Raw genomic sequence first — 24,708 nt, 5'->3', positions numbered from 1 at the left:
TTGCAGGCCGCCCCTGGGCACCATTCTCCCAAGTTCTCGCGCACTATCAAAACGTTGTTTCCGGCCCTCGCTGCGAGGGATGTTTATTCGTTAGTAGCGCGTTCCTTGATCAACAAGCAGTCGAACGCGAAAAGGCCGCAGCCTCACCTTCGTGCGGTCAGGGGGATAGGGTCGCCTGTCTTTCCATTGCGCATCAATCGGTAGGCCAGCGTCCCCCTGGGAAGCCGCCGCTCGTTATCGCCTAGCTTGCCCCAAAATCCGACGCGCCAATCACCATTGGTACCGGTGGTGAATTCGACAACCGGGAACGTTCCATCGGCGGACGCCCCAACCGGAAGGCCCCCGACATCGCTTTCATAGACGCGGACAGTCGCCTCCGTGATCGCGAACACGGCTGACTTCAAATCCGACAGTTCGTGATGCCGAATCTCGATCATGATCGAGATCTCCAGCCAGACCGGCGGCGGGATCCTCGACTTTCCGTCACGCCATTTGCCAACGGTGTTCTTGTCGACGGCAAGCCGTGCAGCAACCTGCGCGACGTACGGCTCGCCAAACAACGCGCGGCAGGCACGATCAAACAGCTCGGCTGATGTCGTCATGGGTGGGCCTCCTTCGCCCTCGGCGGCGGGACTGTTCCCGCCTCACCGATTCACGATATCTAGTTCCGGCACGCCTGCAAGGGGGGGAAAGCCTTACTTGTCCACAGCTTCCCGATCCGATGGTGCACCTGCCGGAAGCAATTGCGGATTAGCGCCGAGCGGCGGTCGCAAGCCGCGCGAACGCGGGGCTTTCCGCCAGCCCCGGGTCATTAGACCGAATCTGTTCCAGAGCTTCAGTTAAATTCCAAGGAATGATGGCTCCTTCAGTTGTGCCAATAGTCAGATCTAACAGTCGCAAGAACGCCTTTGCCTTGGCTCCGTCGTCGATCATCTCAAGCTTCCGTCTCTTGTTCGCATCGTTCCCTTCATCGCCGTACAGACCATAGTCCACCATCGACCAGCCATCGAAGGGCACCAGAAAGCGTTCGATCACGTCAACGGCTTCGGCGAAAGCGCCGTTCGATGCAGCGGGAAGGTCTGCGAAGGCTTTGCTAACTCCGGGTGTTGCAAGCGACCTTTCTTGCGGCCACACATTTTTGAGGAAAGGCGCGGCAGCAGTCCGAAAAAGTTCAGCTGCCGACAGAGCTTCCTCGCTATCGGCCTGATTTTTAGAGAGCTCCTGCACAAACTGATGGACTGCATTTGCTGCAGCCGCACGTGTTTCGTCATCTATCGATCTGAGCATTTGCTGAGTACGAGAGTTGGGTATCGCGGGGGGACGAGATTCTCTTAAGGCATGCAGGCATTCAACGACGATACTGAACACAAGCATGCGCCTGGTTTCTCGGCCTAACCGTGAATCCGCCGCTCTTTCCACCATCGCCGGACCTATGATTGTCAGTACGTCAGTGAAATGAGTTCTCCTCGCTATTGCTCGCCAGAGCGCTATTGCTGCGCTATCGTCATGAAACAGAGGCTCGATCAAATGCTTTTGGGCCCAGTTCCGATCTGCGCGAAGGAAGTAGGGCAGTGCTTCAATCATTCGATATTTAGCAATCAGGCCACTTCGCCCCTCAGCTTGAATAGCTGCGTCACGCACACGGCCAAGTATGGTCTGGTGGGAAAATGGAGCGTCTGCGCCGCTCAAAGTTGGACAACCTTGTAAGAACACTCCGACTAATCTTCCGGCCGGGTTATTGAGAGTGTCCAGGTGCGCGGGCTCAGCCTTGCTATCTGCGACTGCCGTGCCAAAATCTTCTTCTTCCTCGTCCTTCTGTTTGTTCGTCACTTCTACGGCAATGGGCCAAATCCGAAGCCATACCGCCCAGCCTGTGGGTGAAACGGCAACCTGCACTCCCCAGCTGTCGAACCACGCGCTAACGCCCTCAATCGCCACCGCAATCGTTTCATCAGACAACCCCTGGAGAAGGCGAAGGACTCGGGTTGCTGTTTGCTCCAAATCCACCGCCGGACTTTCACCATCCTTGCGTGGCGATGGCTTGTGTGCCCATCCGAACCGTTCCCAAACGCGGGGAAAGCTATCCGCTGAGCCGCTCTTCTCAAAATCATCAAGTACTAAATCTGCATTTCGCGCTGACATGATCCAATCGTTCGCGCGGTCGGCAGGATCTTCCCAGCCGCCGCTTGAGATTGAAAGGACCATCTCTAGGGCGCGAAGCCGAGCAGGCCCATCGATTACATCAAATCGTTCGTCTGGATTGGCAGGCACGCCTCGAACGATCGCACCTTCTGGAAAGCCTTCGTCGATGTCCATCGAGGCAAGCTCGGAGAACTGCTTGAGATGCTCCTGCAGCCAAGTGTTCACGTCCTCAGGAAGACGACCGCCTGCCGTGACGATGCGACGAAGCTCGCGTATCGTCCAAAAGAGCCTCGCATTCTTTAGCTTGTCGACTTCAACGTTTCTGGGCCAGAAGCTGCGCGGTGGACCTCTGCGAATCCGAGCAACGACCGTTCGCTGGATCTCCTTTGTCAGCTCATCAAATCGCGTAGCTCGCAGTTCGGAAATTTCGGGGAACGCTCCCAAGTCCCAGAATTGCCGGTCGTCAACCCGCTGCAGAAAGGCGCCAACTTCTTGAGGTCCGACCAGATCCCGTCCTCTTGCCATTGCAGCCCAAAGTCGCAAGTAGATTGGCGATGGCGTGATTCGCCATTGGCGAATGAAAGCTACAGCGGACTTATGATCCACAACGGCGATCCTTGAGACCACCGCATGAAGAAGTTTAACGGAAGGGGCTATTCCGGTGTGGTGCGCGTCGGGGTCGGCCTCTTGGCCACTCGCCGTGCCTGCCTGAGTATAGTAGACCCTATAAAGCGAACCTAACCGCCAGAACGACCGCTCCGCATCCCAACCAATCCTACGGCCAACATCGAGTCCGTGATCTACCGCTGCTTCCAATCCGCGGGCGAGAGCGTTGAGAAATTGAACATCGGATATCTCGGTAAGCTTGAGTTTCTCGACATCGAGAAGATCTCCACTAGTAAGGCTGGCCGACAGCAGATGATCTACGGTGCGTGGGCGCTTCGGCTTCTTGATGAACTGCCACCGCCAATCATCCACCGGTTCCACTTTCAATCGAGGTTCGACCAATCGAACAATTGCACGATTAATGGCTCCGGACCGATCGCCAGCCTTCAGCCGTTTTTGGATCGAAAAGATCTCGGTCCTTTGCCCAACGATCTGTTCATTCGACCAGCTTTCCTCAATCAGTCGCCACGCTTGTCCCCAAGGCAACTCGGGAATTGAGGTTTGCGGTGAGCCTAAGACCTCGCGGACAGCAATGCGCTCGATTCGTTGGGCAGGGGTCAACCTTAACGCCCATTCTACTGTGCCTAGCTCGGCGAGACGCTTCTCCAGAAATACAATGACTGACTGTAGCAGAGGCCGATCCTCTTCACTAAGATAGAGGGACTCGACCATCAGTGCTTCCTAGTGTGCTGTCTTTCGGCTCCGACGCTAACTATCGCGTTGAGCCAGTCAAGGTCAGCTCCAGAGTCTGACGCCAACCGCGATAGACGCGTCCGTTCACTCGCGTTGCTACGTCGTATCAGATGATCAAATAGGTCGCGGTCAGTTTCACCGGCTGCAGATCGCTTGGTCTTCACTATTCTGCGAATTTCCGCATCCATCCGTTTCGGGTTGCCGTTTATTGCGGAAAGAGTAGCCCATCTCTCCAAGGTTGCCAGCAGAGCCGCGTGGTTGCCGTGTGCATTGTAGTGGATTGGCGTGATGCCGCGCGCCTTCCAGTCTTCGAGGGCCACAGAATCAGATGTCGAAGTACCGAAGAACGTGAATCGCTCCCTTAGGTCACTAAACCGAGATCCATCTGCTGCGACCGCGTTTAGCAAATATCGCATCGGCGGATCGTTCGCGCTATAGCCGACGAGAACAAGGTGGAACAGGCGTGCGGCGTCATAGATAAAATCAGGAACAACGCGCCGCCGAAGATAATACTCCCCAAAGTCGCGATCCGATAGCACCAGCTCGGAATGACGGTCCTTGTGCATCTCCAGCGCACCGTGAATATGGAGAATGCCTGAGAAGTCGTTCCTGTGAGTGGGGCGAGGTATGCCACCCAGAGAATAAGTCTGAGTGCGGACGCCAATCTTCCTTGCTGCGGCTTCAAGCAAGAGATCGAAATTAGTAGTGACGATGGTCGTTGTGCCGCCGCGGTCAGCCAACCGCACCAAAGCTCTATGGATTGCCGCTGGCTTCCTATTTAGTGTTAGGTGCTTCGCAACTTCGCTTCTTACGCGACTATCACCCCGTGCCCGGTCGTCCAAGCGCCGCTCTAGCATTCCCAAGACGACATCGTAGTCACGGCCAATGAATCTCTTTACTTCCGCCGTTTGACTGTCAGTTAAAGTTCTGTAATCGGCTTCCCAGTGATTGCATATACCACTCGGCACGGTAGAGAGAACAGCGTGCGCGCCGCTATCAACCGCCCCATAGATGTCTAGTACCAGCTGTCGGAAGTCGGGTAGCTTGGCAGGTAGCGATACGCCAGCACCGCAGATAAGTAAGATTTCGCCGCGAGCATGAGCAAGGAGCAACCGTTCAGGAATCGGTATCAAACCCGGGCCAAGGGAAATGACTCGATCCTCAGAGGGCGGATTGTGGGGGATCATCGCGGTCGCGTCGTGGTTGTAGATGGTGGACCTTGATCAGTAAGGCCAACTCATCGCAATTTCAACAGAGGCGTAGCCGCTTACTGCAGGTTTACCTGCTTAGCGATCGGCGCTCACCCGATTTAATCAGCATGCCGACCACCTCGGCTTCGCGGTCGAAGTCGCGAGTTTATCTGTTTAGCCAAAGATGGCTCAGCGAAGATATTCGTCCTGAGACCACGGTCGTAGCGCGGCCTAATGAGTGCCGGCTCCGCCTGGGCGCCTCTGGCGCAAGGCAAGTCGCACCTAGGAAGCATTCGGGAACATATGGTAGGTGCGACTTGTGTAAAGTCCTGAAAACGCGAAAAGTACGCGTTTGGGGGAACAAACAAATTCGGAGGAAACCATGAAGACGCGCACGCTGGCCCCCAAGCTTGCATTGGCGCTCGGCCTGCTCGGGTCGATGGTGGGCCTGGCTCCCGCCGTGGCCCCCGCCTTAGCCCAAGACAAGACCGTCGACCTGAAAATCTCGATCTGGCTGCCACCGGCGCATCCGCTGGTGCCGGCGACCAAGGAATGGGCCGAGTCGATCACCAAGGCCTCCAACGGCACGATCAAGACGGCGATCTTCCCGTCCGAGCAGCTCGGCAAGGCGTTCGACCATTACGACATGGCGCGCGACGGCATCGCCGACTTGACCTACATCAATCCCGGCTACCAGCCCGGACGCTTCCCGATCATCGCCGTCGGCCAGATCCCCTTCACCTTCTCCGACGCCAAGAAGGGCACGGCCGCCCTCGACGCCTGGTACCGCAAGCTCGCGGCCACCGAGATGAAGGACACGCACTTCTGCTTCGCCTTCATCCACGATCCCGGCACCTATCACGGCCGCAAGAAGGTGATGGTGCCCGAGGACATCAAGGGCATGAAGATCCGGCCGGCGCAGAGCACGATCGGCCAGATGGTGACCATGATGGGCGGCACCAACGTGCAGGCCTCGGCCCCCGAGGCGCGCGAGGTGCTGGAGCGCGGCGTCGCCGACGGCATCTTCTTCCCGTGGGGCTCGATGTTCCTGTTCGGCCTCGACAAGGTCACCAAGTACCATATCGACGTGCCGCTCTATTCGACCGTGTTCACCTACTCGATGAACAAGGCCAAGTACGACGCCATGTCGCCCGCCCAGAAGAAGGTGATCGACGATCACTGCACCGGCGAATGGGCGGTGAAGCTCTCCTCGCCGTGGCACGACTTCGAGGCGGCCGGCAAGGCCAAGATGAAGGCGCTGTCCGATCACGAGGTCTACACGCTGACGCCCGACCAGCTGAAGCAGTGGCAGGCCGCCGTGGCGCCGTTGCAGAAGGCATGGGCCGAGGCGGTGAAGAAGACCGGCGCCGATCCGGAGGCGATCTACAAGGACTTCCAGGCAACGGTCTCGAAATACGGGGCGGGGTTTTGAGCGACCACCGTGCGTAACCCCCTCTCCCAGCCTCTCCCCCTAGCGGCGGAGAGGAGGAAGATCGTGGTCGATTCCCTCATGTTCCTCTCCCCCGCTAGGGGGAGAGGTTAGGAGAGGGGGGAATCGAAGAGCGATGAAGCGTAACGTCATGGATCGCATCATCGACACGATCGAGGCGATCGCGGCGGTGTTCGTGGGCCTGGTGGCGGCGGACATCTTCCTCTCCGTCCTGCTGCGCCGCTTCTTCAGCGTGCAGATCCCCGATTCCTACGACTTCGGCCGGATGCTTTTAGGCATCCTGATCTTCTGGGGCATCGCCGCCACGTCCTATCGCGGCGGCCACATCACGGTCGATCTGGTGTGGGCTTCGGCCAGCAAGCGCTGGAAGCGGGTGATCGACATCTTCGCGACGCTGATCCTCCTGTTTGTGGTCACGGTCCAGACCTACACGCTGTTCGACAAGGTGCGCGCCACCTACAACGACAACGTCCTCACCTACGATCTCGGCCTGCCGACCTGGCCGTTCTTCGCCATCGCCTGGGCGGGCGACGTCTCGGCGGTGGTTCTGATTGCCATCCGCACCTATCGGCTGATCTTCCATCCCGAGGATTTGCACGAAGAGAGTCACGTCGAAAGCGCTGCCGACCGATGAGCGCCGATACCGTCGCCATCGTGGGCTTCGTCGCCCTGTTCGCGCTGATGCTCTTGCGCGTGCCGGTCGGCATGGCGATGGGGTTGGTCGGAGTTAGCGGCTATGCCTACCTGACGGGCGGCGCACCGGCGCTGAAGCTGATCGGCCAGGTGTCGATGCGCACCGTCACCGACTACCAGTTCGGCGTCATCCCGATGTTCCTGCTGATGGGCGCCTTCGTCTCCCATTCGGGCGTGAGCCGCGAGCTGTTTCGCGCCGCCAACACCGTGGTCGGCCATTGGAAGGGCGGGCTGGGGCTCGCCACGGTGTTCGCCTGCGGCGGCTTTGCCGCCATCTCGGGCTCCTCGGTCGCCACCGCCGCCACCTTCTCGACCGTCGCCTATCCCGAGATGCGCCGCTACGGCTACCCTAAAAGCTTCGCCACCGGCGTGATCGCGGCCGGCGGGACGCTGGGGGCCATGCTGCCGCCCTCGACGGTGCTGGCGGTCTACGGCCTGATCACCCAGCAGGATGTCGGCAAACTGTTCCGCGCCGGCATCCTGCCGGGCATCCTCGCCATGGTGATGTACATGGCGACCATCGCCGTCATCTGCCGTGTAAAACCCGACTTCCTGCCGACCGTTCCCAAGGCGAGCTGGAGCGAGCGGCTGGCCGGCGTGAGCGATGTGTGGGCGCCCGTCCTGCTGTTCGTGCTGGTGATCGGCGGCCTCTATGGCGGTGTCTTCACGCCGACCGAGGCGGGCGGCGTGGGCGCGAGCGGCGCCTTCCTGCTGGGCGTGCTGCGCCGCCGCCTCGACGGCGCCGGCATCCGCGCCTCGCTGCTGCAGGCCACGCGCACGGCCGCGGCGGTGTTCACCGTGCTGATCGGTGCGCTCTTGTTCGGCTATTTCCTCACGATCACCCAGGTGCCGCAGAAGGTCACCGAGTTCCTGACCGGGCTCGGCATCGGCCCCTACGGCGTGCTCGCCATCATCATGGTCATGTACCTGGTCCTGGGCTGCCTGATGGACGCCATGGCGATGATCATCCTGACCGTGCCCATCATCTTCCCGGTGGTGACGGCGTTGGGCTTCGACCCGATCTGGTTCGGCGTCATCATCGTCATGACCGTCGAGCTCGGCCTGATCCACCCGCCGGTCGGCATGAACGTTTTCGTGATCAAGAGCGTCGTGCAGGACGTCACATTTTCGTCGATCTTCAAGGGTGTCCTACCCTTCATCGCCACCGACATCCTGCGGCTGGTGATTCTGATCGCCTTCCCGATTATTGCGCTCTGGTTGCCCAATCAAATGTAAGGGCCCGGGTGTAAGGCCCAAGTCAGCCAGGGCGGGCGGTCGCGACATATCGGACGCTGTTTCGTTGCAGGGGTGAGGGTAGGGTGCACCACCCCGAAAGGAATTCTGCATGAAGCGAGTGGGCTCGTTCGTTGGCGACTGGTGGCGGCTGGTCATCCCCTATTTCAAGTCGGAGGAGCGCTGGATCGCCATCACGCTCCTGGTCGGCGCCATCTCGCTCACCTTCGTCGCCGTCGGCCTGGAGGTGCTGTTCAACGACTGGAACCGGCGGTTCTACGACAGCCTGCAGAACAAGGACGAAGCGGCGTTCTGGCGGGAGATCACCATCTTTTCGCTGCTGGCGGCCGGCTTCATCGCGGCCGGCGTCGCGCGCGCCATCGTCAGCCCCTACCTGCGCCTGCGCTGGCGACGCTGGTTGACGCGGCAGTACCTCGCCCACTGGCTGGACGGTCGGGGCTACTACCGCATCGAGCTGCAGCGCACGGTCGACAATGCCGACCAGCGCATCGCCGAGGATCTGCGGCAGCTCGGCGAATACACCATGACGCTCCTGCTCGGCATCCTGGGCGCGGTCGCCACCCTGATCTCGTTCCTGTTCATCCTGTGGAACCTGTCGGGGCCGTTGTCGCTGAAGCCGATCGGGATCGACATCACGATTCCCGGTTACATGGCCTGGGTTGCCCTGATCTATGCCGTCATCGGCACCTTCTTCGCCAACCTGGTCGGCCGGCGGCTGATCCCGCTCAACTTCCAGCGGCAGCGTTACGAGGCCAACTTCCGCTTCTCCCTCGTGCGCGTGCGCGAGAATGCCGAGGGCATCGCCCTCTACCGCGGCGAGGAGCGCGAGGCCGAGGTCCTGAACCAGCGCTTCGCCGACGTCTTCGCCAACGGCTGGCAGGTGCTGTTCACCCAGGCCCAGCTTGCGCTCTACCAGGTCTCCTACGGCCAGATCGCCATCATCTTTCCCTATATCGTGACAGCGCCCGGCTTCTTCTCCGGCGCGCTCACCCTCGGCGTGGTGATGCAGACGGCATCGGCCTTCGGGCAGGTGCAAGGGGCTCTGTCGTTCTTCATCGACAACTACACCTACCTGGCCGAGTTGCGTGCCGTGATGGACCGGCTGATGGGCCTGCAGAAGGCCTCGGACGCCAAGCCCGCTACCTCCATCGAGGTCGCGCCGGAGCCCGGTCGCTCCGATCTCGGCGCGGCGGGCCTGACGCTCGGCCTGCCCAACGGCCAGGCGTTGCTCGCGGACGCGACCTTCGCCTTGCCGCGTGGCCGCTCGACCCTGATCACGGGCGCCAGCGGCTCGGGCAAGAGCACGCTGTTCCGGGCACTGGCCGGCATCTGGCCGTTCGGCAAGGGCCAGGTGCGCGTGCCGGCTGGCGCGCGCGTGCTGTTCCTGCCGCAGAAGCCCTACATTCCCATCGGCACGCTGCGCGACGCGGTGAAGTATCCCGACGAGCAATCGACGGCGAGCGACGCGGAGATCGTGTCGGCGCTGGAGGCGGTGAAGCTCGGCCATATCGCCGGGCGCATGGACGAGGTCGCGCACTGGACCAACATTCTGTCGGGCGGCGAGCAGCAACGGCTGGCCGTGGCGCGCGCGCTCGTCTTCAAGCCCGATTGGCTGTTCCTCGACGAGGCCACCGCCTCGCTCGACGAGGCGATGGAGACGGCGGTCTACGAGGCGCTGAAGCAGCGCCTGCCGGCGATGACCATGGTGTCGATCGGCCACCGGCCGTCGCTGCGCCAGTGGCACGACCGCCAGATCGAGCTCAGGCGAGGGCAGGGCGAGGTGGGGCGGTTGGTAGAGGCTTAGCCTTCTCCGAACAGCCTCCTCTCCCTCTACAAAGTTCCGTCATCCCGACCGGAGCCGAGCGAAGCGAGGCGGAGTGGTGGGACCTGTTTTCGTCTTGATGCATCGACAAGGATAGGTCCCTCGACTACGCCGCCCTTCGGGCGGCTCCGCTCGGGATGACGGGAAATTAGGTCAAACGCGATTGCCCAGCCCTAGCGGGGGAGAGCAGCCTGAAGTCAATTGGCATCCAGTAGGGCGCTCGCCACGCAAGGAGTCACGTACTTGGCGACGGCAGGCGACCGGTAGCTGGCGAGCTCCCGGATGGTGCTGCTGCTGATGAACTGGAACTCGGGCGGCGCGACCAGGAAGACGGTGTTGATCTCCGGCGCGATGTCGTGATTGATGCCGTGCATCTCGAATTCGTAGTTGAAGTCCTGTGCGGCCCGCAGCCCGCGAATGTTGAAGCGGATGTCGTGCTGCCGACAGTAGTCGACAAGCAGGCCGGTGAACGCGCCGATGTGGAACGCGCTTCGCTCGCGGTCGAACCACGCCATGTGCTCCAACGATCCTTCGATCAGCTTCAGGCGCCTGTCGACTGGAAAGAAGCCGCCGCTCTTCTTTGGATTGACGCCGATCATGACGTGCAGTTCATCGACGATGAGGCTGGCGCGCCGGATGACGTCGAGATGGCCGCGCGTCGGCGGATCGAACGACCCTGCGTAGATTCCACGTTTCATGGATCGAGCCTCCACTGCGGGAACTGCGCCAACCGCCGCGTTGTGCCGGAAGGCTACGCCGCCTTCGCTCGATCCAGCTCCGCCGCTCCCGCACGCAGGCGCGGGATGAGCTCGCGGCCGAAGTCGATCGTGTCCTCGTAGGGATCGAAGCCCCGGATCAGGAACGAGTGGATGCCGAGCTTGTAGTATTCGAGCATCGCCCGCGCGACCTGCTCGGGTGTGCCGACCAGGCAGGAGGTGTTGCCCATGGCGCCGGTCGCCTCGGCGATCGGCATCCACAGCCGCTCGTCATGGGTCTCGCCGGCGGCGGCGAAGTCGAGCAGACGGCGGGCCGACTGGTCGAGCGGCTTCTTGTTGTTGCCGAATCCCGTCGGGTCGCCGGGTTTCTGGACCGAGGCCAGGATGCGCCGGGCGCGGTCCCACGCCGCGCCCTCGGTGTCGGCCAGGATCGGCCGGAACGACATGTTGAAGGTGGGCGTGCGGCCGAAGGCGGCGGCGCGGGCGCGGAACTCGGCGATACGCTCGGCCGTCGGCGCCAGCGGCTCGCCGAACATCGCGAACACGTCGCAATGTTTGGCCCCCATGGCCAGCGCGCCCTCGGACGAGCCGCCGAAGAACAGCAGCGGATGCGGCTTCTGGAACGGCTGGATATCGGACTTGGCGCCGCGCACGCGGAAGAACTCGCCCTCGAAGTCGAAGCGCCTGGGGCTGGTCCAGGCGAGCTTCATGACCTCTATGTATTCGGCGGCGCGGCGGTAGCGCACGTCCTTGGGCTGAAAGTCGCCGTCGCCTTCCTGCTCGGCGTCGCTGGCGCCGGAGATGATATGGAGGGCAATGCGGCCCTCGGTCAGATGGTCGAAGGTCGCGATCTTGCGCGCGGCCAAGGTCGGCGCCACGAAGCCTGGACGATGGGCGATGAGGAAGCCCAGCCGCTCGGTGTGATGGGCGGCATGCTGCGCCACCAGAAAACCCTCGGCCGACGACGCGGTATAGCCGACCAGCGCCAGGTCGAAGCCCGCCTTGTCGTGCGCCTGTGCATAGGACCTGAGGTAGGGTGCGGAGATGCCGCCCTTGATGATGTGGACGGTGGCCTCGCCGCTGGGCGGCGCCACGCCGATCATCCCGATGATGCGCACGGGCATGTGTTCCTCTCCACGCTGTACCGTCGACGCTCCTACCAATGCTATCCTGATCGGATGGCCGGCACCACTCATCGCCCGATCTCGCAGGAAGAGCTTTTAGCCCGGCTGTCGGGCGATAGGGCGTTCAGCGATGTGCTGTTTGCGACCGACGTCGCCCTGGACGAGCTCGATCTCGCGGAGGCCCGCTTCGAGCGCTGCCGTTTCCAGGGGCCGGCCGTTCGTGGCGCCGATTTCTCGGGCGCCGCGTTCAGCGACTGCACGTTCGAGCCGATGCGCATCGCCAGCTGCAAGTTCGGCAAGGCGCGGCTCAGCGGCTGCTCCGCCTTCGATGCCGGCGTGCGGAAGGGCTGCACCTTCGCCTTCTGCGACATGCACGGCGTCGAGCTCATCAAGTGCAACTTCGCGACCGGCACGTTCGAGCGCTGCGATCTCTACGACCTCAGCGCCACGGATTCGAGCTTCCGCGGCGCGAGCTTCCGGCAATCGACCTTCACCAAGGCGATCTCCCGCCGCTCGGTGCTGACCAAGGCGGCCTTCGAGGGATGCAACCTGAGCTTTGCCGATCTTTCCGGCCTCGGCCTGGAAAACTGCGCGTTCCGCTCCTGCAAGTTCTCCGAAGCGTCGTTCATCGACACCGATCTCAGCCACGCCACGATGCTGGCTTGCGAGCTCGACCGCGCCGAATGGGATCGCGCCAAGCTCCGGCAGGCCGACCTTCGCGGATCCACTCTCAGCGGGCTCAACCTCGCGGTCGTCGCCGACTATGCCGGTCTCAGGATCAGCGACAGCGAGCAGGCGGAAATCCTGAAGCAACTTGGCGTCGAAGTGTGCGTCTCCTGATGGCTGATTGTTTCCGCCGCCGTTGCGGCGCCTTGAACGAAGTTGCTTCTGCGGGAAACAGCCGGCTGCGCCGTTGATAGGCGGTCCGGCATGGTGTTCCCTGCGGTCGAGAAGGAGCCCGCCATGTCCGAACCGAAACCGCTGTCGTTTCACGTGCCGGCTCCGGCCGTCCGGCCCGGCGGCACGCCGGACTTCAGCGATGTGAAGATCAGCCGCGCCGGCGAGGTCGAGCGGCCGCCGGTCGACGTGGCGCCCGAGAAGATCAGGGAACACGCCTTCAGGATCATCCGCGTGCTCGACCGCAACAGCCAGGCGGTCGGCCCGTGGGCCGGCCTTCTCAGCGATACCGAGCTGCTGGCCGGCCTGCGCCATATGATGACCTTGCGCGCCTTCGATGCGCGCATGCAGATGGCGCAGCGCCAGGGCAAGACGTCGTTCTACATGCAGCACATGGGCGAGGAGGCGGTGAGCTGCGCCTTCCGCAAGGCGCTCGAGCCGGGCGACATGAACTTCCCGACCTACCGCCAGGCTGGGCTGTTGATCGCCGATGGCTATCCCATGCTCGACATGATGAACCAGATCTACTCCAACGAGCTCGACCCCATGAAAGGCCGGCAGCTGCCGGTCATGTACTCCTCGCGCGAGCACGGCTTCTTCTCGATCTCGGGCAACCTCGCGACGCAGTACATCCAGGCCGTGGGCTGGGCGATGGCCTCGGCGATCAAGGGCGACACGCGGATCGCCGCCGGCTGGATCGGCGACGGCTCGACGGCGGAGTCGGATTTCCATGCCGCCCTGGTCTTCGCCTCGACCTACAAGGCGCCGGTGGTCCTGAACATCGTCAACAATCAGTGGGCGATCTCGACCTTCCAGGGCATCGCCCGCGGCGGCTCGGGCACCTTCGCCGCGCGCGGCCTGGGCTTCGGCATTCCGGCGCTCAGGGTCGACGGCAACGACTATCCCGCTGTCCATGCCGTGGCGAAATGGGCGGTCGAGCGGGCGCGGCGCAATCTCGGGCCGACGCTGGTCGAGTACGTCACATATCGTGTCGGCGCGCATTCGACGTCGGACGACCCCTCGGCCTACCGGCCGAAGACGGAATCGGACGCCTGGCCGCTGGGCGATCCGGTGCTGCGGCTGAAGAACCATCTGATCGTGCGCGGCGTCTGGACGGAGGAGCGCCACAAGCAGGCCGAGGCCGAGATCATGTCGGAGGTCATCGCCATCCAGAAGGAGGCCGAGAGCCACGGCACGCTGCATACCGGTCCGCACCCCTCGGCGCGCGACATGTTCGAGGGCGTCTTCGAGGAGATGCCGCCGCATCTGCGTCGCCAGCGCCAGCAGGGAGGGGTGTGAGCGATGCCGCGTAAGACCATGGTCGAGGCGATCCGTGACGCCATGGACGTCTGCATGCAGCGCGACGCCAACGTCGTCGTGTTCGGCGAGGACGTCGGCTACTTCGGCGGCGTGTTCCGCTGCACCCAGAACCTGCAGCAGAAGTATGGCTCCAACCGCGTGTTCGACACGCCGATCAACGAATCGGGCATCGTCGGCGCCGCCGTCGGCATGGCCGCCTACGGCCTGCGCCCGTGCGTAGAAATCCAGTTCGCCGATTACATGTACCCGGCTTACGACCAGATCGTGTCGGAGGCGGCGCGGCTGCGATACCGCTCCAACGGCCAGTTCACGGCGCCCCTCGTCGTGCGCATGCCGACCGGCGGCGGCATCTTTGGCGGCCAGACGCACAGCCAGAGCCCCGAGGCGCTGTTCACCCATGTCTCGGGATTGAAGACCGTGGTGCCGTCCAACCCCTATGACGCCAAGGGCCTGCTGATCTCCGCCATCGAGGACAACGACCCGGTGATCTTCCTGGAGCCCAAGCGTCTCTACAACGGCCCGTTCGACGGCCATCACGAGCGGCCGGTGACGCCATGGGCGCGCCATCCGCTGGGCGAGGTGCCCGACGGCCATTACACGGTGCCGCTGGGCAAGGCCCTCGTCCGGCGCGAGGGCGCGGCGGTGACGGTGCTGGCCTACGGCACCATGGTGTACGTGGCCGAGGCGGCGGCGGAGGAGACCGGCATCGATGCCGAGATCATCGATCTGCGCACGCTCCTGCCCTACGACCTCGAGACGATCGTGGCGTCGGTGACCAAGACCGGGCGTTGCGTCGTCGTCCACGAGGCGACGCTGACCTCGGGCTACGGCGCGGAGCTGAGCGCGATCGTGCAGGAGAACTGCTTCTACAATCTCGAGGCGCCGGTCGCGCGCGTCACCGGTTGGGACACGCCCTATCCGCACGCCCAGGAATGGGACTACTTCCCGGGCCCCGCGCGCGTCGGTCGTGCGCTCAAGGCCGTGATGGAGGCCTGACATGGGGACCCGGATCATCAAGATGCCCGATGTCGGCGAGGGCGTGGCCGAAGCCGAGATCGTCGAATGGCATGTCGAGGTCGGGCAGTCGGTGCTGGAGGACCAGATCCTGGCCGCCGTCATGACCGACAAGGCAACCGTCGAGATCCCGTCGCCGGTCGCCGGCAAGGTGCTCGCGCTGGGCGGCGAAGTTGGCCAGACACTCGCCGTTGGGGCCGAGCTGGTCCGCCTCGAGGTGGCAGGCGAGGGCAACGCCGAAGTGGCGGCGGCACCACGCGAAGCTGCACCACCTGCGCGACTGACGACGCCGCCACCGGCACCCAAGACGCCGGCGCCCGCGCCGGTGGAAGCGGCAACGCCCGTTGCCCGCGGCTCGCTGGGACCGCCACGGCCGGCCGGCGAGAAGCCGCTCGCCTCGCCGGCCGTGCGCCGGCGGGCACGCGAGGCCGGCATCGACCTGCGCCAGGTGCGTGGCAGCGGCCCCGTGGGACGCATCAGCCACGACGACCTCGACACCTTCCTGAAGAGCGGCCCGCAGGCGGCGCCCGCCGGTGGCGGCCGGGTCGCGCGCACCGAGGTCGAGACCGTCAAGGTCATCGGCCTGCGCCGGCGCATCGCCCAGAAGATGGCCGAGTCCAAGCGGCGCGCCGCGCACTTCTCCTACGTCGAGGAGGTCGATGTCACCGCGCTCGAGGACCTGCGCGCCAAGCTCAATGCCGAGGCCCCGGACCGGCCGCGCCTGACCCTGATGCCGTTCCTGATGCAGGCGCTGGTGCGTGCGGTCGCCGATTTCCCGGAGATGAACGCGCTCTATGACGACGAGGCCGAGACCATCGAGCGCCATGCCGGGGTGCATATCGGCATCGCGACGCAAACGCCGTCGGGCCTGATGGTGCCGGTGGCGCGGCATTGCGAGGCGCGTGGCCTGTGGGATTGCGCCGCCGAGGTGCGGCGGCTGGCCGAGGCGGCGCGCAATGGGCAGGCGTCGCGGGCGGAGCTCACGGGCTCGACCATCACCATCACCAGCCTGGGACCGCTCGGCGGCATCGTCACCACGCCGGTGCTCAATCTGCCCGAGGTGGCGATCATCGGCGTCAACCGGCAGGTCGTGCGGCCGGTGTGGCAGGGCGCGGAGTTCGTGCCACGCACCATGATGAACCTCAGCTCCTCGTTCGATCACCGCGTGATCGACGGCTACAACGCCGCCCAGTTCGTGCAGCGCATCAAAGGCCTGCTCGAGGCGCCGGCGACGATCTTCATAGAGGCGTGAGATGGCCGACATAAATGCCAAGGTCCTGGTCGTGGGCGGCGGCCCCGGCGGCTACGTCACGGCGATCCGCGCCGGCCAGCTCGGCCTCGACGTCGTGCTGGCGGAGCAGGGCGGGAAGAATGGTGGGCTCGGCGGCACCTGCCTCAATGTCGGATGCATCCCGTCCAAGGCGCTGATCCATGCCGCCGAGGCCTACCATCATGCCGTCGAGCAATCGCGCTCGGCGCCGCTCGGCATCAAGGTCGAGCGTCCGACCATCGACCTTGCGCGCACCATGGAATGGAAGGACGGCGTCGTCGGCCGGCTGACCAGCGGCGTCGGCGCCCTGCTGAAGCGGCACCGGGTAAAAATCCTGCAGGGCCGGGCCGAGATGATCGACGGCAAGTCCTGCCGCATCGAGACCGACACCGGTCCGCAGGTCGTGCGCGCCGAGCATGTCGTGCTGGCGACCGGCTCGGTGGCGACGGCTCTGCCCAACCTGCCGTTCGGCGGCAAGGTGATCTCCTCGACCGAGGCATTGTCACTCAACAAAGTGCCCGAGCGGCTGGCCGTCGTCGGCGCGGGCTATATCGGACTGGAGCTCGGCATGGCCTACGCCAAGCTCGGCTCGAAGGTGGCGGTGATCGAGGCCCTCGACCGCATCCTGCCGATCTACGACGCCGAGTTGGTGCGGCCGGTGGCGCGTCGCCTGAAGGCGCTGGGGGTGGACGTGCTCACCAGCACGCGCGCCGCTGGGCCGTCGGACGATGGGCTGGGGCTCGAGGGCGGGCGCAGCATCGCCGCCGACAAGATCCTGGTGGCGACCGGCCGGCGTGCCCGGCTGGACGGCTTTGGCCTGGAGCGCCTCGACCTCACCATGAACGGGCCCTTTGTGCAGATCGACGAGCGCTGCGCGACCTCGATGCGCAACGTCTGGGCTGTGGGCGACCTCACCGGCGAGCCGATGCTGGCGCATCGCGCCATGGCTCAGGGCGTGGTGGTCGCCGAGATCATTGCCGGTCATCGGCGTGTGTTCGACGGCGGCGTGATCCCGGCGGTGTGCTTCACCGACCCCGAGATCGTCACCGTCGGCCTCTCACCGGAGGAAGCGCGCAAGCTGGGGCGAGAGGTCACGACCGCGCAGTTCCCCTTCCAGGCCAACGGCCGGGCGCTGTCGATGGCAGCCGAGGACGGTTTCGTGCGCGTGACGGCGCGCGCCGACAATCACCTGGTGCTGGGTATCGCTGCCGTCGGTACGGGCGTCTCGGAGCTGGCCGGCGCCTTCGGCCTGGCACTGGAGATGGGCGCACGGCTGGAAGACATCGGCGGCACCATCCACGCCCATCCGACCCTGGGCGAGGCCTTCCACGAGGCCAGCCTCAGGGCCCTGGGCGAGGCGCTGCATATCTGAGGTCTTTCGCTGGGCGCGCGCCACTCCAGTGGCGCGTCTTCTCATGCTCTTCCGGACCGCGCGCATCCTGCGCGCTCATGATTCATGAGCGAGCTAGAGGCGCGCCCCAGCGATGATCACCACACGCCCTGGATGACCGAGATGTTCATCCCGAGGCCGAGCTTGAAGACGATGACGCAGAGGATGGTCAGCACGACCATGTTGCCCAGCACCTCGGTGAGCTTGAACTCCTCGCCGCCCAGGGACGAGATCAAGACCAGCACGACGAGCGCGGGCAGCATGCCGGCGCGCTCGAAGAGGAGGGCGAAGCAGACGATGCCGATCGTCACCAGGGTGATCGGCTTCCACTTAGGCTTCTCGACGGGCTCGCTGCCGCTCACCAGCGCCACCAGGCTGATGATGCCGCCCAGCCCCATCAGGATGAAGGCCAGCGCCCGCGGCACGTAGCCCGGCCCCATGCGCACGCCGGTGCCCACCGCCAGGTGACGCCCGAAGTAGAGCGCCACTAGGCCGAAGGCCAGGAACATCAACCCGGCCAGGAAGTCCTTGGTCAAGAAACGAGACATGCAAGGGGCATACGACTCGCCCCTTACATCGACCTGACAACCTCAGGCATCATGACCCGCAGAGCGGTCGATCTTCACGCCGGGCACCGTTTCGAGGGCCGCCAGGGCGTCCTTCATCGAGGTCGAGCCGTGGGCATCGCGAACCGACCAGGAGTTCGTGCCGATTTCCGTATAGCCGCCGCCCCGAGCCGGAGCGATGTCGTAGAAATGCAGCCTGGATGCATCTTCGCCGCCCAGCCGCACCGTGGTCCGGGCCGTCGAGAGGTACCAGGCCGACTGGTTGGCGTCGCTCCACAACGCGAAAGTCGTCTTGCCGAGCCGCTGGGCGATGGCGGTTGGCGTCAGCAGCACGTGCGGCGACCGCAAGGCGAGCTCGGTCGGTGACGGCGCCGGGTAGTCGTCGTCGTAGATGTCGTAGCGCACCGAGAAGACTTTCAGCCGGGCGCCCTCCGCTGCCGCGACGGCCGCGTCGTTGGCGGCGACCCAGGCGGGGAGGAACGGTGACGCGGCGACATCCTGCTCGACCCACGAGAGATAGAGCGCACCCGACGCATCGCCGAACGCCGAGGGTCGTCGCGCGCCGTAGAGCGAGATGCCGATCCTCGTCTTGTCGCGCTTCCAGTTGGCGTGCAGCACGACGGTGTTCTCGTTGGCGGCCTCCGGACTGTCGTCGCGCGTGACCTCGTCGGGCTGGCCGAGCCGCTTCACGAGCTCGGCGAAGAGATAGCGCGGCGCTGTGCCGGTGTCGGCCAACTCGTAGGTGACCGTAGTCACCGGCCGATCCGGCCGCGCGGCCGCGGGCTCGACGTAGACCGTCACGAAGCCATAGGCCGACCGGCAGGCAAGCTTCACGCTGGCGTAGCCCGACGGCACGCGCCTGGGCGCCACGGCCTCGAACAGCGTGCCCCAGGGATGAAAGGCCTCGTCGATGCGAAAGCCCGCTGACCAATTGTCCATAGGCAAGCTTAGCAGGCGGTGTCGGGCTTCGGTCCGGCGAGATCAGCGGCCCAAGGCCACGACATCCGGGGCAAAGATCATCTCTTCCTGTCCGACGAGCGTCGGGTCGCGTGGTGAGGACAGATAGCGCGCGAACAGCCACATCCCGTCGCCCGGGTTGGTGACGATCTCCGCCTCGGCGCCGTCGGCGAGCACGATCGACGTGCCCGGCGCGAGGTCGCGGACGTTGATCGCGCTCACTCTGCCGCCTTGCGCTCGCCGCCCCGCCAGGTCGCGAGCCGCGACCAGTCGTCGGCCTCCATGAACTCGGCCCAACGGCGGTAGAAGTTGCGCATCGGCTGCTCGCTCGACTGCGTCTCGGTGAGGTCGATCACCTCGCCGGGCACGCGCAGGCCCTGGTATTCGTAGTTCGTGACGGCGGTGCCGCTTCCCTGGTCGTAATTGTAGGGATAACGCCGGGCGATCGTGCCGCGACTCGCCGCATGCGCGTAGTTCCAGTTCTCCATGTCGTCCTGCTCGGTCATGCCGGCGGGCCCGGAGTAGCGGATGTAGTAGTCGCGCAGGAAGTGCTTGACCTCGGTCGGCGCATCGCGATCGACGAAGAACCAGCGCCAGCATTCGGTCTGATGCGGACTGCGCGGATGCCACACGGCCATCGTCCGCGGCTGGCGCGAGAGCAGGGCGGTGTTCGGGAAGATCTCGCCGGGCGCGCCGACCAGCCGCGCCTCCTCGCCGCGCAGGCGACGCCGCTCCTCCTCGCAGTGGCGGACGTACTCGGCGACGATCGGCGCATTGAGGTAGGCGGGCGGCGGCGATTTGCCGGCCGGCAGGACGTAATGGATCGTCTGGTGCCCGCGATCGGGAATGCAGACATGCAGCTTGCGGCTGACGTCGCGCTCGCCCATGTCGCGCCGGCCGGCGCCCGACGGCCCGATGCCGGCCAGGTCGACCGAGCGGTGGCTGATATTGTGATAGGTGTCGCCGCTGAAATTCTCGGCCGGGAATTTCCAGTTGCACGGCACCAGCCACTTCTGGATGCCGCCCAGCACTTCGGCCTGGCCCTCGCGGCCGTCCCAGCCGTCGAGCTGCAGGTCGAGGTAGCGGGTGAAGTCGCCGAGATACTCCGTGAAGCCCGGCGCGGCCGGATCCCAGGTCGCCCAGATCGAGCCCTTGTAGTTGTGCATCTGCGCGACCTCGACGAGGCCCCATTTCTCCTTGTCGAGCCGCGAATGGTAGGCCTCGCGGAAATACGGCACGCCGACCAATCGCCCGTCGGTCCCGTAGCTCCAGCCGTGATAGGGGCAGGTGAAGACAGCCGTCGTGCCCTGGTCGTACCGGCACACCTTCATGCCGCGGTGGCGGCAGGAATTGAGGAAGACGTGGATCTTGCCGGCGCGGTCGCGGCACAGGATCACTGATTCTTCGCCCATCGACGACACGAAATAGTCGCCGGGCTTGGGGATCTGGCTTTCGTGCCCGACATGCAGCCAGGCGCGGGCGAAGATGCGCTCCTGCTCCTCGGCGTAGATGTGCTCGTTGACGAAGATCTCGCGGCTGACCTCGCCTGCCCGCAGATCGACTAGGCCGGAGCGATAGCCCCGCTTGTCGTCCATCGCCATGCCCGTCCCCTCAAATGAAGAACGTCAGGTTTTTCGACAGCAGCACGTTCTGATCGAGGATAATCTTGCGTCGCGCCAGAAGCCAGCCCGCCCCGTTGCGCCGGAGCTGATCCTCGCGCCGGCCGACCAGGATGTCGGTCTCGGTCTCGACGCGGTTGCGATAGATCAGGAAGCGGCTGGTGACCGAGACGTCCTGCGGTGCGGCAAGGGAAGGTTCGGCGCCCTGCACCTGCACGTTGGTGACGAGATGCGAGAGGCGCGAGCGCGGCTCTTCGGCCCAATGAATGCCGGTCTCGATCTGCTTCACCCGCCGGCTGAGCGTGTCCTTGCCCTCGTCGAACCAGTTGATGTCGCTCAGGGCGCGGGTGAACTCGCCCTCGTCGTCGCCGAGCTTGACGTTGCGCCGTATCGGCATCCAGTAGCGGACGTCATCGGCGAGCAGGTCGAGCCATTCGCGATAGCGCCGCTCGTCGAGCAGCTCCGCCTCCCGATAGAGGAAATCGGTGATCTCCTGACTGAGCAACAGCCGGTCGATACGCGCGTCGCGCTCAGCCATGGTGCGTCTCCGGCTTGGATGAGATACGGCCGGGGTGCATCATAGCATGGCGCTTCAGGGCGGCGATTCAGGTGGGGAGGGGGCTCGGATGAAGGGATCATCGATCAAGCCAGGGGGCCACACGGCCGGCCGCCGCGCCTTCATGGTTGGCGTCACTGCGGCGTGCGCCACCACAGCGACGCGTAGCTTCGGCCAGACGGCCACAGCCGTGCAGTATCGCACCGCCGGCGAGCTTTTAGCCGACCTCGCTGCCCGCCGCGTCTCGTCTGTCGAGCTGCTCGACCAGACCATCGCGCGCATCGAGGCGCTGGACAAATCCATCAACGCCGTAGTGGTGCGTGACTTCGACCGGGCACGCCAGGCGGCGATCGCTGCCGACCAGGCGCTGGCGCGCGGCGAGCGGCGGCCGTTGCTCGGCCTGCCGATGACCGTGAAGGAGTCGTTCAACGTCGCGGGGCTGCCGACGACCTGGGGTGTCCCCGCTTTCAAGGACTGGCGGCCAACTGAGGATGCCGTCCCGGTCCAACGGCTGAAGGCCGCCGGCGCCGTGATCGTCGGCAAGACCAACGTGCCGGTGGCGCTCGCCGACTGGCAGACGACGAATCCGATCTATGGCACCACCAACAATCCCTACGATAAGGAGCGGACGCCGGGCGGCTCGTCGGGCGGCTCGGCCGCAGCGCTGGCGGCCGGCTACGTGGCGCTCGAACTCGGCTCGGACATCGGCGGCTCGCTGCGTACGCCGGCGCACTATTGCGGCGTTTTCGCCCACAAGCCGACCTACGGCGTCATCGCGAGGCGCGGCCACAACTTCCCGAGACAGCCGGCGTTGCCGTCGGCCGGCGACGGCCTGGCGGTGGTGGGGCCGATGGCGCGCAGCGCAAAGGATATCGCGCTCGCGTTCGACGTGATCGCCGGACCCGACGAGCAGAGCGACGGCGTCGGCTGGCGGCTTCAGCTGCCGCAGCCGCGCCATCACGCGCTGCGCGACTTCCGCGTGCTGCTGATCGATACCCATCCGCTTTGCCCCACGTCGGAGGTGATCCGGACGGCACTCGCCCGACTGGCCGACCGGCTCGGCAAGGAAGGCGCAGCCGTGGCGCGGCAAAGCCCGCTGTTGCCCGATCTCACCGAGGTGACCCGCAACTATATGCGCCTGCTCGGTCCGATAATGACCAACGGCCGTCCGCCGGAGTTCTACGAACAGATGCGCTCGCTCGCGGCGACCCTGGGCCCCGACGACCAGAGCCTCAATGCGATCTACCTACGCAGCGCCAATGTCGGCTGGCGCGAGTGGGAGGCCGCGAACACCGTTCGCACCAGGCTGCAACACCAGTGGGCGATGCTGTTCAAGGAATGGGACGTCGTGCTCTGCCCACCGATGCCGACGCCGGCCTTCAAGCACGATCGCGCCGAGGCGAGCGCTCGCCGCCTCGACGTCGACGGCCAGGCCTTGCCCTACGACAATAACTTCGTCTGGGCGGCTCCTGCCACCGCTGCCGGACTGCCGGCGACCGTGGCCCCGATCGGGCGTACGGATACCGGGCTGCCGATCGGCGTGCAGATCATCGGGCCCCATCTCGAGGACCTGACGCCGATCCAGTTCGCACAGCTGATTGAGCAGGCGTTCGGTGGCTTCGTGCCGCCATGACAACCTTGCAAACGTCGCGTCTGAAGCTCGCCCCCTATCGCCAGGCCGACATCGATAGTCTGTATTCGATCATGAAAGATGAGCGTGTCATGCAGCACATCGGCAAAGGTGCCATGTCGCACGCCGAAGTGGTTGATCTCGTCGATCGTGTCGAGAAGCGTTGGCAGAGCATCGGCATGGGCTGGTGGACCATAAGGCTGAAGAGCAGCGATCAAGTGCTCGGCCAGATTTGCTTGCAACCCCTGAAGGAGCTTCCCGAAATCGAGGTTGGTTACGCGTTGGAGTCAACGTGGTGGGGAAAAGGTTTCGCGGAGGAAGCTCTTGGCGAAGTGCTCCGGTATGCGCGGGAAGGCAGGCAACTGAGCAGTGTCGTTGCGCTCGTCAGGCCGGAGAATATCCACTCCATTAGCCTGCTTGTACGCTCCAACTTCGTACTTGAAGCAACGCTCCCTATGCGCAGCAAAGAGCTGCACCTCTATAGGCGAGCGCTCGACCGCCAATAGCTGTGCGATGACTCGGATCACTCCGCTATGGGCCAACGCCTGCCCATGGTGGTAATTCACGGACGTTCTTACCCTCGTAAACCCAAGAGCGAAGCAATGTCCCGTGCACGCCTGCGCGATCTCGGCCTCAAAGTCGGAACTCTGCCGCCCGGACCCTTCAACGCCATCACCGATGTGCCGGGCGTCAAGGTGGGATACTCGACCGTCATCCAGGATAGTCCGCGGATTGCCCGGACGGGTGTCACCGCCATCTGGCCGCGCGGCCGGGAAATCTGGACTGACTATGTCTTCGCGGGGACGTTCTCATTCAATGGCAACGGAGAGATGACGGGCCTGCCGTGGCTCGCAGAGCAGGGCCTGCTCGGCGCGCCGATCGGCATCACCAACACCTATCAGGTCGGTATCGTCCGTGACGCCATCACGGCCCTTGCGGTCCGCGATGGCGCGTCCCAGGCCTTTCATCTGCCCGTCGTCGCCGAGACCTACGATGGCTGGCTGAGCGACATCCAGGCTTTCACCCTGACGCAGGAGCACGCGTTTGCGGCGTTCGACAGCGCGGTCGGCGGCTGTGCCATTGCCGAGGGCAATGTCGGCGGCGGCACCGGCATGATTTGCCACGAGTTCAAAGGCGGAACCGGCACTGCATCACGCGTCGTCGTCGAGGATGGCGAGCGTTATACGGTCGGTGCATTGGTGCAGGCGAACTATGGCGCGCGCGATCTGTTGCGCGTGGATGGCGTGCCGGTCGGTCGCGAGATCGGGCCCGACGTGGTGCCGGCCCATAGATCGGGCAAGAGCGCCGTTCCACCACCAACGACGGAAGGGTCCATTATCGTCGTACTGGCGACCAACGCACCTCTCATTCCGATTCAATGCCAGCGGCTTGCCCGCCGGGCCACGACAGGGCTCTCCTGGGTCGGCGGCATCGGCGCCAATGGAAGTGGCGATATCTTCATCGCGTTTTCGACGGGCAATCATGTCGGTCAGAACGACAGGATCAGCAACGTCAAGATGATCGCGCCCGACGCGATGACGAGCCTCTTTCGAGCTGCGGCCGAGGCAACCGAAGAGGCGATCCTGAACGCAATGTGCATGGCCGAGACCATGTCCGGCCGGGACGGCCGCACCATCCACGCGCTGCCGCTCGACCTCCTGCAGGAGGTGATGGGGCGCTACAGGCCTGAGCGACGCGCTTGAGGGCTGTGTCGAAGCTTGCCTAGTGGCTCTGCACAG

22 protein-coding genes are annotated in these 24,708 nt (G+C 64.5%); 12 read left to right on the top strand and 10 right to left on the bottom strand.

The annotated features are described in order from the left end of the window. Positions 1-143: 143 nt before the first annotated feature. The 3 genes from RSO01_RS38300 to RSO01_RS47895 form a co-directional block, all read right to left on the bottom strand. Complete coding sequence (locus RSO01_RS38300) at positions 144-602, bottom strand: hypothetical protein (RefSeq protein ID WP_147155855.1); 459 nt, start codon at positions 600-602, stop codon at positions 144-146. Positions 603-750: 148 nt separating this feature from the next. Continuing rightward, positions 751-3,480: a hypothetical protein gene (locus RSO01_RS38295; protein ID WP_147155854.1), complete on the bottom strand. Its 2,730-nt coding sequence runs from the start codon at positions 3,478-3,480 to the stop codon at positions 751-753. Beyond that, complete coding sequence (locus RSO01_RS47895) at positions 3,480-4,247, bottom strand: SIR2 family protein (protein WP_170303676.1); 768 nt, start codon at positions 4,245-4,247, stop codon at positions 3,480-3,482. Before RSO01_RS47895 ends, RSO01_RS38295 begins: the two co-directional genes overlap by 1 nt. 883 nt (positions 4,248-5,130) lie before the next feature. Here RSO01_RS47895 and RSO01_RS38285 point away from each other — a divergent pair. From RSO01_RS38285 to RSO01_RS38270, 4 genes are all read left to right on the top strand, one after another. After that, a complete protein-coding gene (locus tag RSO01_RS38285; protein ID WP_147155859.1) occupies positions 5,131-6,123 on the top strand; it encodes a TRAP transporter substrate-binding protein in 993 nt (330 codons plus the stop codon). Positions 6,124-6,256: 133 nt separating this feature from the next. Further along, complete coding sequence (locus RSO01_RS38280; RefSeq protein ID WP_147155852.1) at positions 6,257-6,775, top strand: TRAP transporter small permease; 519 nt, start codon at positions 6,257-6,259, stop codon at positions 6,773-6,775. Then, entirely contained in the window at positions 6,772-8,070 is a 1,299-nt protein-coding gene (locus RSO01_RS38275; RefSeq protein ID WP_147155851.1) for a TRAP transporter large permease, read from the top strand. Before RSO01_RS38280 ends, RSO01_RS38275 begins: the two co-directional genes overlap by 4 nt. Positions 8,071-8,179: 109 nt before the next feature. After that, positions 8,180-9,892, top strand: coding sequence for an ABC transporter ATP-binding protein/permease (locus RSO01_RS38270; protein WP_147155850.1), 1,713 nt, complete (start codon positions 8,180-8,182; stop codon positions 9,890-9,892). 215 nt (positions 9,893-10,107) lie between these two features. On the opposite strand, the gene coaD is transcribed toward RSO01_RS38270, so the two are convergent. Both coaD and RSO01_RS38260 read right to left on the bottom strand, forming a co-directional pair. Then, on the bottom strand, positions 10,108-10,608 hold the full coding sequence (gene coaD / locus RSO01_RS38265) for a pantetheine-phosphate adenylyltransferase (RefSeq protein ID WP_147155849.1): 501 nt from the start codon (positions 10,606-10,608) through the stop codon (positions 10,108-10,110). 53 nt (positions 10,609-10,661) lie between these two features. Further along, positions 10,662-11,750, bottom strand: coding sequence for an LLM class flavin-dependent oxidoreductase (locus RSO01_RS38260; RefSeq protein WP_147155848.1), 1,089 nt, complete (start codon positions 11,748-11,750; stop codon positions 10,662-10,664). A gap of 54 nt (positions 11,751-11,804) precedes the next feature. On the opposite strand from RSO01_RS38260, the gene RSO01_RS38255 reads away from it, so the two are divergent. The 5 genes from RSO01_RS38255 to lpdA all read left to right on the top strand — a co-directional run bounded on the left by RSO01_RS38255 (position 11,805) and on the right by lpdA (position 17,623). After that, positions 11,805-12,590: a pentapeptide repeat-containing protein gene (locus tag RSO01_RS38255; RefSeq protein WP_147155847.1), complete on the top strand. Its 786-nt coding sequence runs from the start codon at positions 11,805-11,807 to the stop codon at positions 12,588-12,590. A gap of 123 nt (positions 12,591-12,713) precedes the next feature. Next, positions 12,714-13,946: a 3-methyl-2-oxobutanoate dehydrogenase (2-methylpropanoyl-transferring) subunit alpha gene (locus RSO01_RS38250; protein ID WP_147155846.1), complete on the top strand. Its 1,233-nt coding sequence runs from the start codon at positions 12,714-12,716 to the stop codon at positions 13,944-13,946. A gap of 3 nt (positions 13,947-13,949) precedes the next feature. Beyond that, entirely contained in the window at positions 13,950-14,963 is a 1,014-nt protein-coding gene (locus RSO01_RS38245) for an alpha-ketoacid dehydrogenase subunit beta (RefSeq protein ID WP_147155845.1), read from the top strand. 1 nt (position 14,964) lies between these two features. Then, positions 14,965-16,233 (top strand): dihydrolipoamide acetyltransferase family protein, encoded by a 1,269-nt coding sequence (locus RSO01_RS38240; protein WP_147155844.1) that lies wholly within the window; start codon positions 14,965-14,967, stop codon positions 16,231-16,233. A 1-nt stretch (position 16,234) separates the two neighbouring features. Beyond that, the gene (gene lpdA / locus RSO01_RS38235; protein WP_147155843.1) at positions 16,235-17,623 is read left to right on the top strand and encodes a dihydrolipoyl dehydrogenase; all 1,389 of its coding nucleotides are present in this window, start codon (positions 16,235-16,237) and stop codon (positions 17,621-17,623) included. Positions 17,624-17,739: 116 nt separating this feature from the next. Here lpdA and RSO01_RS38230 read toward each other — a convergent pair whose 3' ends face one another. Genes RSO01_RS38230 through RSO01_RS38210 form a run of 5 tightly spaced genes read right to left on the bottom strand, consistent with a single transcriptional unit; the run spans position 17,740 to position 21,321 of the window. Continuing rightward, positions 17,740-18,189, bottom strand: a complete 450-nt coding sequence (locus RSO01_RS38230; protein ID WP_147155842.1) for a tripartite tricarboxylate transporter TctB family protein — start codon at positions 18,187-18,189, stop codon at positions 17,740-17,742. Positions 18,190-18,231: 42 nt separating this feature from the next. After that, on the bottom strand, positions 18,232-19,146 hold the full coding sequence (locus tag RSO01_RS38225; protein WP_147155841.1) for a hypothetical protein: 915 nt from the start codon (positions 19,144-19,146) through the stop codon (positions 18,232-18,234). A 42-nt stretch (positions 19,147-19,188) separates the two neighbouring features. Then, on the bottom strand, positions 19,189-19,386 hold the full coding sequence (locus RSO01_RS38220; RefSeq protein WP_147155840.1) for a hypothetical protein: 198 nt from the start codon (positions 19,384-19,386) through the stop codon (positions 19,189-19,191). Next, positions 19,383-20,765, bottom strand: a complete 1,383-nt coding sequence (locus tag RSO01_RS38215) for an aromatic ring-hydroxylating dioxygenase subunit alpha (RefSeq protein WP_246159102.1) — start codon at positions 20,763-20,765, stop codon at positions 19,383-19,385. Before RSO01_RS38215 ends, RSO01_RS38220 begins: the two co-directional genes overlap by 4 nt. 10 nt (positions 20,766-20,775) lie before the next feature. Beyond that, the gene (locus RSO01_RS38210) at positions 20,776-21,321 is read right to left on the bottom strand and encodes a 3-phenylpropionate/cinnamic acid dioxygenase subunit beta (RefSeq protein WP_147155839.1); all 546 of its coding nucleotides are present in this window, start codon (positions 21,319-21,321) and stop codon (positions 20,776-20,778) included. An 88-nt stretch (positions 21,322-21,409) separates the two neighbouring features. Between RSO01_RS38210 and RSO01_RS38205 the strand changes: the two genes are divergently transcribed. The 3 genes from RSO01_RS38205 to RSO01_RS38195 are packed head-to-tail and all read left to right on the top strand — an operon-like array spanning position 21,410 to position 24,672. Then, on the top strand, positions 21,410-22,972 hold the full coding sequence (locus RSO01_RS38205; protein WP_246159101.1) for an amidase: 1,563 nt from the start codon (positions 21,410-21,412) through the stop codon (positions 22,970-22,972). Continuing rightward, complete coding sequence (locus RSO01_RS38200; RefSeq protein WP_147155838.1) at positions 22,969-23,475, top strand: GNAT family N-acetyltransferase; 507 nt, start codon at positions 22,969-22,971, stop codon at positions 23,473-23,475. The genes RSO01_RS38205 and RSO01_RS38200 overlap by 4 nt, the downstream gene beginning before the upstream one ends. A gap of 27 nt (positions 23,476-23,502) precedes the next feature. Beyond that, positions 23,503-24,672 (top strand): DmpA family aminopeptidase, encoded by a 1,170-nt coding sequence (locus RSO01_RS38195; RefSeq protein ID WP_246159100.1) that lies wholly within the window; start codon positions 23,503-23,505, stop codon positions 24,670-24,672. Positions 24,673-24,708 lie beyond the last annotated feature (36 nt).

The sequence above is a fragment of the Reyranella soli genome, assembly GCF_007992495.1.
GTDB classification, from domain to species: Bacteria; Pseudomonadota; Alphaproteobacteria; order Reyranellales; family Reyranellaceae; genus Reyranella; species Reyranella soli.
This window is presented reverse-complemented; position numbering and strand designations above follow the sequence as displayed.